The following is a 14,024-nucleotide window of genomic DNA, read 5'->3' as shown; positions in this document are numbered from 1 at the left end:
CGGTTCTCGCGGGTGGGTGGCGGCACGGTGAGCTGTTGGGGGGGGCGCGCGACGGAGTGGATGTCGACCCTTGGGGCGCAAGGCGAGGTGATGTTTGCCCCTATTGCCCTTCCTATGTCCGTTCGCGGCGGTTGCCAGGTGGTTCCCCCACTCCGTCTCGGCTTCGCCGAGCCACCTCTCCCCCCTCCGGAGGGAGAGGAAGTGTGGCGCGCCCCGTGGGGCGCGCCGGGCGCAGGGAGATACGCCCTATTTCTTGATCACGGCGTTGGCCTTGGCAGCCGCTTCCTTCAAGCCTGCCTCGGGGTCGCCGCCGAGATAGATCTTCTGCATGGCATCCGAGGTGATCTGGGCGACTTCTTCCCAGCCGGGGATGACCGGTGCAAAGCGGGCGTCGGGCAGCAGCGCGGTGAACGCTGCCAGATCGGCATTGTTGACGTAATAGTCCATCTTGGCCTCTTCCTTGTTCACCGGCAGGAAGCCTTCCCCTTGCGTGAACTTGGCGCGCTGTTCGGTGGTGAACAGGAAGTCGAGCAGCTTCCAGGCCTCATCCTTGTTCTTGGAATTCTTGAACATGATGATGGAATCGGTGACGCCGTACGTGCCGCGCGCGCCGGTCGGTCCGGCGGGGATAGCGGCCATGCCATATTTCAGGTTCGGCGCCTCGTCCTTGATCTGGTTGGACAGGAAGGGCGCGGTGATCATCATGCCGACCTTGCCCTGCTTGAACAGGTTCTGGACGTCCTCGCGGTTGTTGGAGGTGACGCCGGGTTCCGTCAGGCCTTCGTCGATCATCGACTTGTAAAGCTTGGCGGCTTCGAGCGCGCCCGGCGTGCCGAGGCCCGACGTGCCGTCCTTGTTGAGGATCTCGGTGCCTTGCGACCACATCGCATAATAGTAATAGACGTCGGTCTCGATCTCCTTGCCCTGCAGGCCGAAGCCGAACGTGCCGGTGCCCAGCGCCTTGATCTTGCGCGCATCCTCCTGCAACTCGGTCCAGGTTGCCGGCGGGTTGGCGATTCCGGCCTTCTCGAACAATTCCTTGTTGTAGTACATGGCGCGCGCCGAGGCCGCGATCGGCAGGCCATAGGTCTTGCCCTCCATGATCGACGGCGACAGGAAGGTGTCGATGAAGCGGTCCTTGAAGTCTGGCTTGATGTAGCCGTCGAGCGCCTCGGCGACATCCTGCTGGACGAAATCGATCAGCCAGCGGGTGCCGATGATCGACAGGTCGGCATTGGTGCCGGCCGTGATGTCGGTGGTCAGCTTCTGCAGCAGCACGTCCCACGGCACAACTTCGAACTTGACGGTGATACCCGGGTTGGCTGCCTCGAATTCCTTTTTCACCGCTTCGAAATACGGGCCGGTCTTGGCGCTGTATTCGGCGACGGTTACGCGCACCTCGCCGGCATCTGCCTGCGCGGCCAGGGCGAGCAGGCTCATTCCGGCCATCAGGCCGACAGTCCATTTTGCAAGCTTCATTCGATCTCTCCCTTTTGATTGCGTCTGCACTCTTGCGGCTTTGGGGCGGCCAAGGCTTTATGTGACTTTCCTACATTATCCATGATTTCGCGCTGTGCAAGCGGATTATCCTGTTGCTTAATTACATTTCTTAAAATAGCGTTTCCGACTATCGTAGATCCCAGGGAGGCGCGCAGGGTGGTTTCAACGGCCGAATTCGCGGGCAAGACCGTGCTGGTGACCGGCGCCGGCGGCGGGCTCGGCTCGGCTATTGTGGCGCTGCTGGCCGAACGAGGCGCGCGGGTCGTCGGCTGCGACCAGTCGCAAGATGCGTTGCGCAGCCCACACCTGGCGTCGCGTCACGCCTTCGACCTCCTCGACCGGGCTTCCATCGAGGCGGCGATACCAGCGATCCTTGAGAAAGATGGCGTTCCCGACATGCTGATCAACAATGCCGGCTGGACGCGCGCAGAGACGCTTGCCGCATTGACACCCGATAAGATTGAGCACGAGCTCGACCTCAATCTGACCGGGGTGATGCTGTTCGCCGATCCACTGATCAAGGCGATGGCCGCGCGCGGTTCGGGCAGCGTCGTCTTCATCTCTTCCGTCAACGCCATCGCCCATTTCGGCAACCCGGCCTATGCCGCAGCCAAGGCCGGCATCAATGCCTATGCCAAAGCGATCGCTGTGGAACTCGGCCGCAACGGGCTGCGCGCCAATGTCGTCTGCCCCGGCTCGATCCGCACCGCCGCATGGGACCATCGGCTGGCCAAGAACCCGGATGTTCTCGGCAAGCTCAAACGGCTCTATCCGCTCGGCCGCATCGTCGACGCCACGGAAGTGGCCGAAGCAGTGGCCTTCCTTGTTTCGGATCGCGCATCGGGGATAACCGGCGCGGTGGTGCCGGTCGACGCTGGACTGACCGCCGGCTTCCTGCCCTTCATCGACGACATATTGGGAGCCTGACCATGACCGATGTCGAGTTCCGCGACCTGTCGAAATCCTTCGGACGCCACAAGATCCTCGAAAACATCAGCCTCGACATCAAGAGCGGCGAGTTCGTCGTGCTGGTCGGCCCTTCCGGCTGCGGCAAGTCGACCTTGCTGCGCATGCTGGCCGGGCTGGAGCCGATCACCTCAGGCGACCTCTTGATCGGCGGAATGCGCGCCAACGATTTGCCGCCACAGCAGCGCAATATTGCAATGGTCTTTCAGTCCTATGCGCTGTTTCCGCATCTGAAAGCGGCCGACAATATCGGCTTCGGCCCAAAGATCCGCGGCGAAAGCCGCACGGCAATCGACGACAAGGTGAAAAAGGCCTCCGGCGTCCTCAACCTGTTCTCCTATCTCGACCGCTATCCCCGGGAGTTGTCGGGCGGCCAGCGCCAGCGCGTCGCCATGGGCCGCGCCATCGTGCGCGAACCCTCGGTGTTCCTGTTCGACGAGCCGCTCAGCAATCTCGACGCGCAACTGCGCGTGCAGATGCGCACCGAGATCAAGGCGCTGCACCAGCGGCTGAAATCGACCATCGTCTACGTCACCCACGACCAGATCGAGGCCATGACCATGGCCGACCGCATCGTGGTGATGGATCGCGGCAAGATCCAGCAGGTCGGCGCACCGCTGGAACTCTACGACCGCCCCGCCAACAAATTCGTCGCCTCCTTCATCGGCTCGCCGTCGATGAGTTTTGTCTCCGGCGCCCTGAAGACGACGCCCGAGAAAAGCTGGTTCGAATCGGCCGGCGGAGGGCGACTGGCGCTCGGCAGCAAGACGGTGCCGGCTGGCAGCACGGTCGAGGCCGGCATACGGCCCGAACACTTCGTCATCGGCGAGGCTGTCGACGCGATGGCGATCAAGGTCGACGTCGTCGAGCCGACCGGCTCGGAAACCCATGTCTATGGCGCCATCGGCGCTGACACGGTGCGCGCCGTATTCCGCGACCGGGTTCAGGTCAAGCCCGGCGAAATGCTGCCGGTCTCCGTCGCGCCGGGCAACATTCATCTGTTCGACACGGCAACAGGCCTGCCGCTATGAAGGCAGCGCTATGAAGACGACAACCCAGAAATGAAAACGCCGGCCGACATCATCACGCGCCTGCAGCTGATGTCGCAGGACGGCACCAAATCGGACCGCCGCCTGGCCGGCCTCGTGCTGACCGATCTCGACTTCGCCTCCAAGGCGGCAATCTCCGAGATTGCCGCGCGCGTCGGCGTCAGCGAGCCGACGGTCACCCGTTTCTGCCGCAATCTCGGCTGCGAGGGTCTGCGCGATTTCAAATTCTACCTGGCGCAGGCGATCGCCATTGGCGGCCAGTATTTATCGCCCGAACCGCTGAACCGGGACGCGCGCGAGCAGCGCATTGCGTCGGCCATCACCGAAGCGGCAATCGCCGCCATCCAGCGCGCCAGCGAAAACCTCGACATGAAGACGCTGGTGGGCGTGGCCGCGCGCATCGTCAGTTCGGGCAATGTGCTGTGCATCGGCTCCGGTGGCATTTCCTCGATGATGGCGACCGAGATGCAGAACCGGCTGTTTAGGCTGGGCGTGCCGGTGCTGGCGCAGATCGACGGGCAGTTGCAGCGCATGTATGCCGCGGTCGCCACATCGGAGACGACGTTGATCGCGTTCTCGGTGTCCGGCTATGCGCGATCGGTCATCGACGCCGTGCAGGTCGCCCAGCAATATGGCGCCACCACCATCGCCGTAACCCCGCCGGAATCAGCGCTCGCCAAGGCCGCCGATACCGTCATCCAGTTCCAGTCGCTGGAGGACGGCAACATCTACAAGCCGACCTCGTCGCGCTATGCTCTGCTGTCGATCGTCGACATGATCGTCACCTCCGTGGCCGAGACGCGCGGACCCAGGGTTCTCGAAAACCTGCGCCGCATCAAGCAGAGCGTGAACACGCTGAAGGTCGATGATCCCAAATTGCCGCTGGGGGATTAGCCGGCGATCGCCTTGATGCTCGTCACCAGCACCGCCGGGTCGCCGAGCATGCGCAGCGTCTTCATGCGAGCGGTGGCGCCAGCAACGACCGACACCGCCGATGCAGGAACGCCCAGCGCCTTGGCGACAAGTCTTTGCAATGCTTGATTGGCGGCGCCATTCTCCGGCACGGCGCGCACGCGGGCTTTTAGGTGGCAGCGCCCGTCGGCCGCCGTCTCCGCGCCTTCGAGCCTGTCCACCGCTGCCTTGGGCGTCAGCCGCACGAACAGGTCGATGCCGTCCTCGCGCAGACGGTACGGCAAGCTGGTGGCAGAGGTCACATCGGCCCGATGCCGAACATCGGCTGAACGGTGTAGTTCAAGAACATGCTGATAAATGTCAGCGCCAAAAGCAGAATGATTGGTGAAATGTCTACACCGCCGAGGTCGGGCAGAAGGCGGCGAATCGGTCGCAAAGCCGGCTCGGTCAGTCGATAGAGCGTGGTACCGATGGAGTTGACGAGCTGATTGCGTGAATTGACGACGTTGAAGGCGTAAAGCCACGAGAAGATGGCCGCGCCGATTATGATCCACCAATAGATACTTAGTGCGGCATGCAGCGTGTAAAAGACGGCGACCATCAGTAGCTCCTTGCGAACGCACGACATGTAGCCACTGCATCCGGAACCGGCAAGACCCGCTTTCCCAAGTGCGCCATGCCGCTATCTTGGTGAGCCGTTTCGTCTTGACAGGAAACCGCAGCCTTCGATAAATGCGCCATCCGCTGGACGGGGCTGTAGCTCAGCTGGGAGAGCGCGTCGTTCGCAATGACGAGGTCAGGAGTTCGATCCTCCTCAGCTCCACCAGCGGATTTTTCGTGCCTGTCGACACATCTGACTTCCGAGACGTCTCGTCAAAGCCCCGTCTTCGCTGCGAGATAGGGCGCCAGGGCAAGCGAGTAGCTGGCGGTCAGATGATGACTGTCCCGCCAGACGATGATGTTGCCGACAACTGCCGGGCATAGTTGCGGCCCGCAAATCGCATCGACCATATCGATAGCGCGCACATTTTTCTGTCCCTCCGCGGCGAGCGCCAACACGTTGCTCCGCTCAATATCGCTCAGTTTGGTGACGCATTTCGTTGGCGTCGAACTCAGGCATTCGCCCGGGTCGAATTTCATATAGGGCGTGTTGCGGATGGCAACGATTTGCGAGCCGGCGTCCGTCAGCCCGCCCCAGAGACTTCGCAGCCCCTTGATCATCACGTCTTGCTGAACCGCTCCGTAATTGGACTGGCTGGTGAAGATCAGATCCGGTTTCAGCTTTAGGATCTCGGCCAGCACCTTTTCGTGCCACTGCGCGCATAAGATGTTGGGTTTGCCATCCGCCGTGATGGCCACGCGGGTGAATGGGCAGGCGGATTTTGTAAAGGTAACCAGTTTGAAGTTGCGGTCCTTTGCGATCTTGTCCAGAGCCGGCACCCACTGGGCTGCATGAGAATCTCCCACCAGAACCATTGTTTTCGCACCCGTGGGATCGCCTAGAGAGCATCGTTTGGGCTCCGAGCTTTCCTCCTGGTGGCACTTCCTTGCATACACGACCGGCACGTCCCGCCTCAGCCGGGCCAGCGGCGGCAGAAGGTTCACACCGTCCGGGACCACGGCGCCGGAGACGAGAGCGGCGGGCCCAGGGTAGGAAGGCGTGCCGATCAGCGCGGTGTCGATGCGTTCGGTCTTCAGAAAGAGCAGCAGGCTGCCGGATGCGGCCACGCATGTGAGAACTGCCGCGGTGCCGTATCCCAGCGGCTTCCGCCAGGCGCCGCCCCGAGCTTGCCGGTAGCGCTGCTCAACATATCGATAGGACAGATCCGATAGAAACAGGGTCGCCGCAATCAGGCCGAAACCGCCGGCAAGGGTCAGCGAATGACCCTGCGCCTGGAAGATGGTGATCAGCGGCCAATGCCATAGATAGACCGAGTAGGAGCGATCGCCGATGAAACGAAGTGGCAACGAATCGAGCCCACGAAACCGGCCGACTCCAACCTCGCCAGCCAGGATGACCAGCACTGTGGCCAAGGTCGGCAACAACGCAATGACGCCGGGAAATGGAGTTGCAGCGGAAAACAGCAAGGCGGACGCAACGATGCCCAGGATGCCGGCGATCGCCAGCCACTGTCTAGTGAGTGCCGCCAGTCGAAACTGGTGTTCGGTCAGCACCAGCAGACCACCCAGCGCCAATTCCCACAGGCGGGTATGGCTGACGAAATAGGCCTGGGCCGGATCCGTCGCCGTCAAAACGACAGAGGCAACAAGTGATGCCGCGAAAATGACCGACAACGCCCCGATCAAGCAGGCCCTCAGCGGAAGGTCACGGCGGCGCGCCAGCCAGATCACGCCGATCATCACCAACGGCCAGGCGATGTAGAACTGCTCTTCGATGGAAAGCGACCAGTAGTGTTGCACCGGGCTCGGCAAGGTGTCGGCCTCGAGATAGCTGACCGCAATCGAGGCCAGCCGCCAGTTCTCGACATAAAGAGCGCTCGCCACGATCTGGTTGCCTATTTCCTCCCAGCGCGCCTTTGAGATGAAAAGCAGCGTGCCCAGCAATGCGACCAGCAGCACCAGGGTTGCTGCCGGCAACAATCGTCGCACCCGTCGCGAGTAGAATTCGATCAGTGAAATCCGACCGTCGCGCAGCGCCATCTGCGCCAGCAGCCCGGTGATCAGATAGCCAGAGATGACGAAAAAGACGTCGACGCCGATATATCCGCCGGGAAGAGCATGGGGCCACAGGTGAAAGACGACGACCAGAGCGACGGCCAGTCCGCGCAACCCTTGTATTTCGGGTCGAAACCGACGGTTCTGATCGATTGTCACCGGGTATCCCCCAACAGTCTCAGCCGGCCTGGATCAACCGGCAATTCGCGCCACGATCTTCATAAGGGCAGAGTGCCGTGAGGCAAGAGCCGATCGCAGCAGTTCATTCCCTTTCCGTCTCCAGTCCGCTCACCAGCGTGCCGACGAAACCCAGCAGCTCACTTTCGAGATCGGTGGACGCCAGGCCAATGAAACGGCCTTCGAGCGAGAGGGCGACGATCCCATGCACGGCGGAGAACAGCGTGCGCGCGCGGGCCAAAAGCTCCGGCGTTGCCGCCGCCGGGAGCAGCTGGGCCAGCGGCTCAACCAGATGCTGGATCAGCACCGCATGTTCGGCCAGATGCCATTCGGGCACCGCCACGCCTGGCGCCATACGGTGCTCGAACAGCGCCTTCCACGCCATGCGGTTGTCGCGGGCGAAGCCGAGATAGGCCTTGGCCAGCGCCTTCAGCCTTGCCCTAGGCTCGGCGACGCCGGTCGCCTCTTGCTGCAGGGCCGCCCCCAGCCTGGCCAGTGTGATCGAATTGACGTGCAGGATGAGCTCGTCCAGGTCGGCGAAGGCGGTGTAGAGCGCGCCCAGCGCGCAGCCGGCATCGGCCGTGATGTCGCGCGCACGCAGACCGGCGAGCCCCGAGGACTGGATGCGCGCTTGCGCGGCCTCGATCAGCCTGCCTTTGAGGTCCTCGCGTTTGGCGTCCCGTTTTGCGGTCATTAACCTTCTCTTATGCGCAATCATGAACACCGTTCATTTTCTCCTTGAACGCCGTTCACAATGTGCTACTTTGCCTCATGAACAACGTTCATAGAGGAGAAACGGAAATGTTGAAACAGTTTTTTGCTCTCGTTCGCGGCCGAAGCTACGAAGCCGCCGAGGCGGTCGTCGACCGCAACGCGCTGATAATCCTGCGCCAGCAGATCCGCGATTGCGCCGACGCTATCGCGGCCGCCCGCCGGGCGGTTGCAATTGCCATCGCCCAGAACGAACAGGAAGTCGCGCAGTTCAAGAAGCTTGTCCTCCGCATCGACGATTTGGAGAAGCGCACGATCGCCGCCATCGAGCAGGGACAGAATGAACTGGCCCGCGAAGCCGCCGAAACCATCGCCATGCTGGAAGCCGAACGCGACGCCTCCGCCGAGGCGCAGAAAAGCTTCGACACCGAGATCGAGCGTCTCAAGCGGATCATCCGCGTCTCCGAAATGCGCCTGCGCGAATTGCAGCGCGGCCAGCGCATCGTTGCCGCGGTCGACTCGACCCAGCGCCTGCGAGAAAGCGCGCCCGGCTCCAGCCTGTCGGCGCTCAGGGACGCCGAGGAGACGCTGCTGCGCCTGCGCACCAGGCAAAAGCAGATCGACGCCACCGCGGCCGCCATGACCGAGATGGAACAGTCGGGCGATCCTGCCGCCGTCTCAGAGAAGCTTGCGGCCGCCGGCTGCGGTGCGCCGCTGAGAAGCAGCGCCGACGCCGTGCTCGAACGGCTCACGAAGACCATGACCAAGCCGGCCTGATTGTTATCCAGTCTGATTGTATCCGGCCTGATGGTATCCAGCCTGATTGTATCCAGCCTGAAACAGACCCACGCCCAACCAACCTGACCTTGAAACGAAAGGACCATATCGATGACCCCGAACACCTATTCCCCCAAGGACTCAAGCGCCTGGAAGACCTTCACCATGGCCAGTTTCGCCGTTGCCGCCACAATGATGGCCGGCGGCATCTACTTCATGGAGGCGAGCTTCGCCGCCAAGGGGTTTTATGCCATGGCCGCCATCATGCTCGTGCACACCTCGATCACCATCACCAAGACACTGCGCGACTCGGAAGAGGCAAGCCGCTTCATCAACCGGCTGGAAGACGCCAAGACCGAGAAGTTGCTGATGGAAGTCAGCCGCAGTAACGAAGTGTAACCGGGTTCCCGCTAAACAAGGCTCAACGCGCAAGACCGCTGATCAATCCAGCCAGGATTTTAATCGGTCTTGCCCAATGGAAGTCGCCGCTATGGAAATCGCCCCGATCAACCGACCGACAGCTCATCTGATGACGTCCAGGCGCTTTGCGCCCTTGTTCTGGACGCAGTTCCTGTCCGCCTTCAACGACAATTTCCTCAAGAACACGCTGGTGTTCCTTATTCTGTTCACGCTGGCGGCGGACCAGGCGGCATCACTGGTCACCTTGGCGGGCGCCGTCTTCATGGCCCCCTTCCTGCTCCTGTCGGCGCTCGGCGGCGAGCTCGCCGACCGCTTCGACAAGGCTCTCATAGCCAAGCGTCTGAAATTCGCCGAGATCGCCGCGGCGGGTGTCTCCGTCGTCGGCATCGCCCTGTCGTCGATTCCCGTGCTGATGACGGCGCTGTTGATGTTCGGCATCATCTCGGCGCTGTTCGGACCGATCAAATACGGCATCCTGCCCGATCACCTCGAACGCAAGGAACTGCCCAAGGCCAACGCCTGGATCGAGTCAGCTACGTTTGCCGCGATTCTCGGCGGCACCATAGCCGGCGGCGTCGTTTCCGCCGATGGCATCGGTGTCGCGGTGTTCGGACCGATCATGATGGCGCTCGCCGTCGGTTGCTGGCTCGTCAGCCGCTACATCCCGTCCACCGGTTCGGCGGCGCCCGACCTTGTCATCGACAAGAACATCTTCCGCTCGACCTGGCGCCAGGTCGCCGAATTGCGCACCGACACACGCATCTGGCGCGCCGGCCTGATGACGTCGTGGTTCTGGCTGATCGGCGCCATCGTGCTCTCGCTCCTGCCGGTGCTGATCAAGGATTCGCTCGGCGGCAACGAAATGGCCGTCACCGTCTACCTCGCCGTGTTCGCCGTCTCGATCGCCATCGGTTCGGCCATCGCCGCCTGGATGTCGCAGGGCCGCATCGTGCTGTTGCCGGCACCGGTCGGCACGGCGCTGCTCGCCCTGTTCGGCCTGCATCTCGCCTGGACCATCTCCGGCATGACGCCGTCGCCCCAGGCGGAAACCCTTGGCGCGTTCTTCGCCGGCCCAAACACGGTCCGCGTCGCCATCGACCTCGCCGGCATGGCCATTGCAGCCGCTTTCCTGGTGGTGCCGACCTTCGCCGCCGTGCAGGCCTGGTCGCCCGAAGCGCGGCGCGCCCGGGTCGTCGCCGCCGTCAGTATCGTCAATGCCGGCTTCATGACTGGCGGCGGCATCATCATGGCCCTGATCCAGACGAAGGTCTCGACCGGCGGCATCCTGTTCGGCCTCGTCGCGGCCAATGCGATTGCCGCCTGGCTGATGCTGAAATATTTGCCGACGAACCCCTTCCGTGACTTCGTCTCCATCCTGTTTCGCGCTTTCCTGCGCCTCGAAGTCGAGGGCATGGAAAACCTCAAGGCGGCCGGCAAGGCGCCGATCCTGGCGCTCAACCATGTCAGCTTCCTCGACGGTCCGCTCGCCTTGACGCTGACCGATGAGGAACCGGTCTTCGCCATCGACTACACCATTGCCCAGGCTTGGTGGATGAAGCCGTTCATGAAACTTGCCCGCGCTTTGCCGCTCAACCCGGCCAAGCCGATGTCGACCCGCACGCTGATCAAGATCGTGCAGGGCGGCGACCCGCTGGTGATCTTCCCGGAGGGACGCATCACCGTGACCGGCGGCCTGATGAAGGTCTATGACGGCGCCGCCATGGTTGCCGACAAGACCGGCTCGATGGTTGTGCCGGTGCGCATCGACGGGCTGGAGAAGACCTACTTCTCGCGACTGAGCTCGCAGCATGTGCGCCGCCGCCTGTTCCCGAAGGTCAAGGTGACCATTCTGGAACCGGTCAAGCTCGAGGTGCCGCAGGAGCTGAAGGGCCGCAAGCGCCGCGCCGCGGCGGGTTCCGCGCTCTACCAGGTGATGTCGGATCTCGTTTTCCGCACCCAGGACATCGACAAGACCGTACTGGAAAAGATCATCGAGACGGCGAACGAACGCGGCATGAATCAGCTCGCAGTTCAGGATCCGGTCACCGGTTCTCTCAGCTACAGCAAGCTGCTCACGGCTGCCGCCGTGCTTGGTGAGAAGTTCCAGAACCTTTATGCCGACCAGCAGACGCTGGGCATCATGCTGCCCAACGCCAACGGCTCTTGCGCGACGCTGCTCGGCGTCATGTCCGCCGGCAAGGTTCCGGCGATGATGAACTTCACCGCAGGTGCTGCCAATATTCTGTCCGCCTGCAAGGCCGCCGAAGTCCGCACCGTGCTGACGTCCCGCGCGTTCGTCGAACAGGCAAAGCTCGGCGCTGTAGTCGAGGAACTCGGTCGCTCGGTCGACATCGTGTGGCTCGACGATCTCAGAAAGACCATCAGTCTCAAGGATAAGCTGCTCGGCTTGCTGCGCAAGTCGACGCCGCGCGCGAAACGCAAGCCCGGCGATGCGGCGGTGATCTTGTTCACCTCGGGTTCGGAAGGCACGCCGAAGGGCGTCGTTCTGACCCACCGCAACATCCTGGCCAACGCCGCCCAGGCGGCGTCGCGTATCGACTTCCATTCGGGCGACAAGGTGTTCAACGTGCTGCCGATCTTCCACTCCTTCGGCATGACCGCGGGCACGGTGCTGCCGTTGATCTCCGGCGTGCCGGTCTATTTCTACCCCTCGCCGCTGCACTACCGCCTCGTGCCGGAACTGATCTACGGCTCGAACGCGACGATCATCTTCGGCACCGACACCTTCCTCTCCGGCTATGCCCGCACCGCGCACCCCTACGACTTCCGCTCGATACGCTATTGTTTTGCCGGCGCGGAGCCGGTCAAGACAGCGACGCGCATGACCTATATGGAGAAGTTCGGCGTCCGCATACTCGAGGGCTATGGCGTCACCGAGACGGCGCCGGTGATCTCCATCAACACGCCGATGTACAATCGCTCTGGAACCGTCGGCAAGATCATGCCCGGCATGGAATACCGCCTCGATCCCGTCCCCGGCGTCGACGAAGGCGGCCGGCTGTTCGTGCGCGGCCCCAATGTCATGGCCGGTTATCTCCGGGCCGAGAAGCCCGGCGTGCTCGAACCGCTGGAGGACGGCTGGCATGATACGGGCGACGTCGTCGCTATCGACGAAGGCGGCTTCATCACCATTCGCGGCCGCGCCAAGCGCTTCGCCAAGATCGGCGGCGAGATGATCTCGCTCGCCGCTGTCGAAGCGCTGGCCGGCGAATTGTGGAAGGGCTCGCTGTCGGCGGTCGCCACGGTGCCCGACGCGCGCAAGGGCGAAAAGCTGATCCTCATCACTGAGGCATCCGGCGCCACACGAGCGGAATTCCTCGCCTACGCCAAGGCCAACGGCGCCATGGACCTGATGGTCCCGGCCGAAGTGCGGGTGGTCTCAAAGGTACCGGTCCTTGGCTCCGGCAAGCTCGACTTCGCCGCCGTGACAAAAATGGTGCGCGACGAAGAGGCCTTGAAGACCAAGGCCGCCTGACCCGGCTACGGCAACGGGCCGACGCAAGAGCCGGCCCGTTCAGTATGATCAACCCTTCGCATGCCGCTGCGAGATCAGCATCGCCATGCGCTGGACTGCCCGCAGCTCCATTTCCACGCCCGGCGACGATGCCAGCGCCGGCATGTTGAGCGCCACCACGGTCAACGGCTCGAGCGTCGCCAGCAGCACATGGGTCGCCTCAAATTTCTCGAACAGCCAGGCCAGCTGCTCGCGTATATCCTGGTCGACTGGCGCCCCCGGCTGCGTATCGGCGAGCGAGCGCACGGGCTCCTGCTCTAGTGCACGGGCCAGCACCTTCAGGTCGAAATCACCGAGGTCGGCTGCCGGCAGGATCAGCGCACCGTCGACAAGAATATGGCTCTGCAGGCCGCGCAGGAAGCGCGCCGAATCGGTGAGGTCGCCCTCGGCCATATGCTTCAGCAACGAGTCGCGGCGCTTCTCCGCGGTGAGGCTGACGCTGTCATTGTAGATGACTGCCAGCAGCGTCGCCGACAGCACGATCACCACGCCCTGCACACTGCCGCGCCAGCCGAGATCGTCGATGCCGCCCAGCGCCAGCCCGGCGAAAACCGAGCTCAGCGTAATCACGGTAAAGGCGCCGATCGTGTCGCGATGGCCGAGGCTGGCGCGTCCAAGGCCGATCGTCAGCCAGCACAGGAACAGGATGGCGATGCCGCCAAGCCGAACCGGCACTTCGAACAGGCCGGGCCGGTAGTCGGTGACCATGAACGGAATGATCAACAGCAGCGACAGCGCCATGCGCTCGACCGTGCGGTTTTCGGCCGCCGACAGGCTGTCGCGATCGCGCGTCATCACCAGCCAGCCGATGGCGAGAAAACCTCCGAACTGGAAGGCAAGTAGTACCGCCATTCGCCATGGTTCAGCGAAACGTGCCGGGATCGGCGCCAGAAGGAAGAACAGCAGGGCACCGCCGGCGGCGAACAATTTGAGAGCGAACGGCGCGTGCCGGCGCAGCAGGCCTTCGGTCAGCAGCAGTGCGGCCAGCGGCAGCAGACCCGCCGCCGTGATGGTGACGAACCGGAAAAAGGCAAGACCCGTGGTCCAGTCGAGGATGCGGCAGGCAAGCAGCACTGCCAGCACCTTGAGGCCGAATAGAAAGCGCCGCGACAGCGGATCGCCCGTGTCGCGCCCGCCTATGATCGATATCACGACAAGCAGGCCAACCAGCGCCGCTAGCGAGGTGATGGTGTCGGCGACGAGCGTGCCGTCGAGGTTCATCATCGGCCGGCTGCCATCAGCTTGCGGATAAACCGAGACGCCACGAATGAAGCCATCAGCGTGTCCATGGTCTCAGCACA

General features: G+C 62.9%; 12 protein-coding genes and 1 tRNA gene. 7 read left to right on the top strand and 6 right to left on the bottom strand.

Annotated features, from left to right (window positions below; all coding sequences use genetic code 11):
- Positions 1–246: 246 nt before the first annotated feature.
- Positions 247–1,479, bottom strand: a complete 1,233-nt coding sequence (locus NKH22_RS30740) for an ABC transporter substrate-binding protein (protein WP_352912315.1) — start codon at positions 1,477–1,479, stop codon at positions 247–249.
- Between the two features lie 177 nt (positions 1,480–1,656).
- On the opposite strand from NKH22_RS30740, the gene NKH22_RS30735 reads away from it, so the two are divergent.
- Genes NKH22_RS30735 through NKH22_RS30725 form a run of 3 tightly spaced genes read left to right on the top strand, consistent with a single transcriptional unit; the run spans position 1,657 to position 4,409 of the window.
- A complete protein-coding gene (locus NKH22_RS30735) occupies positions 1,657–2,427 on the top strand; it encodes an SDR family NAD(P)-dependent oxidoreductase (RefSeq protein WP_023704977.1) in 771 nt (256 codons plus the stop codon).
- 2 nt (positions 2,428–2,429) lie between these two features.
- Positions 2,430–3,497, top strand: coding sequence for an ABC transporter ATP-binding protein (locus NKH22_RS30730; RefSeq protein WP_023821996.1), 1,068 nt, complete (start codon positions 2,430–2,432; stop codon positions 3,495–3,497).
- Between the two features lie 30 nt (positions 3,498–3,527).
- On the top strand, positions 3,528–4,409 hold the full coding sequence (locus NKH22_RS30725) for a MurR/RpiR family transcriptional regulator (protein WP_023681445.1): 882 nt from the start codon (positions 3,528–3,530) through the stop codon (positions 4,407–4,409).
- Here NKH22_RS30725 and NKH22_RS30720 read toward each other — a convergent pair.
- Both NKH22_RS30720 and NKH22_RS30715 read right to left on the bottom strand, forming a co-directional pair.
- Positions 4,406–4,729 (bottom strand): DUF167 family protein, encoded by a 324-nt coding sequence (locus NKH22_RS30720; RefSeq protein ID WP_023821995.1) that lies wholly within the window; start codon positions 4,727–4,729, stop codon positions 4,406–4,408. The two genes, NKH22_RS30725 and NKH22_RS30720, sit on opposite strands and share 4 nt — an antisense overlap.
- The gene (locus NKH22_RS30715) at positions 4,726–5,028 is read right to left on the bottom strand and encodes a YggT family protein (protein WP_023704981.1); all 303 of its coding nucleotides are present in this window, start codon (positions 5,026–5,028) and stop codon (positions 4,726–4,728) included. Before NKH22_RS30715 ends, NKH22_RS30720 begins: the two co-directional genes overlap by 4 nt.
- Before the next feature lie 149 nt (positions 5,029–5,177).
- Between NKH22_RS30715 and NKH22_RS30710 the strand changes: the two genes are divergently transcribed.
- Positions 5,178–5,253, top strand: a tRNA-Ala gene (locus NKH22_RS30710).
- 47 nt (positions 5,254–5,300) lie between these two features.
- Here NKH22_RS30710 and NKH22_RS30705 read toward each other — a convergent pair.
- Positions 5,301–7,262 carry an acyltransferase family protein gene (locus NKH22_RS30705; RefSeq protein WP_352912312.1) on the bottom strand — a complete coding sequence of 654 codons (1,962 nt, stop codon included), beginning with the start codon at positions 7,260–7,262 and terminating at the stop codon, positions 5,301–5,303.
- Between the two features lie 103 nt (positions 7,263–7,365).
- Positions 7,366–7,974 (bottom strand): TetR/AcrR family transcriptional regulator, encoded by a 609-nt coding sequence (locus tag NKH22_RS30700; RefSeq protein WP_023688831.1) that lies wholly within the window; start codon positions 7,972–7,974, stop codon positions 7,366–7,368.
- Positions 7,975–8,081: 107 nt separating this feature from the next.
- Here NKH22_RS30700 and NKH22_RS30695 point away from each other — a divergent pair, with 107 nt between their 5' ends.
- The 3 genes from NKH22_RS30695 to NKH22_RS30685 all read left to right on the top strand — a co-directional run bounded on the left by NKH22_RS30695 (position 8,082) and on the right by NKH22_RS30685 (position 12,684).
- Positions 8,082–8,768: a PspA/IM30 family protein gene (locus NKH22_RS30695; protein WP_023710178.1), complete on the top strand. Its 687-nt coding sequence runs from the start codon at positions 8,082–8,084 to the stop codon at positions 8,766–8,768.
- 111 nt (positions 8,769–8,879) lie between these two features.
- On the top strand, positions 8,880–9,167 hold the full coding sequence (locus NKH22_RS30690; RefSeq protein WP_023668598.1) for a YiaA/YiaB family inner membrane protein: 288 nt from the start codon (positions 8,880–8,882) through the stop codon (positions 9,165–9,167).
- A gap of 91 nt (positions 9,168–9,258) precedes the next feature.
- Entirely contained in the window at positions 9,259–12,684 is a 3,426-nt protein-coding gene (locus tag NKH22_RS30685; RefSeq protein WP_023753216.1) for an acyl-[ACP]--phospholipid O-acyltransferase, read from the top strand.
- A gap of 48 nt (positions 12,685–12,732) precedes the next feature.
- On the opposite strand, the gene NKH22_RS30680 is transcribed toward NKH22_RS30685, so the two are convergent.
- A complete protein-coding gene (locus NKH22_RS30680; protein WP_023753215.1) occupies positions 12,733–13,947 on the bottom strand; it encodes a hypothetical protein in 1,215 nt (404 codons plus the stop codon).
- Positions 13,948–14,024: the final 77 nt, after the last annotated feature.

Source organism: Mesorhizobium sp. M1252 (assembly GCF_040318265.1).
Lineage (GTDB): Bacteria > Pseudomonadota > Alphaproteobacteria > Rhizobiales > Rhizobiaceae > Mesorhizobium.
This window is presented reverse-complemented; position numbering and strand designations above follow the sequence as displayed.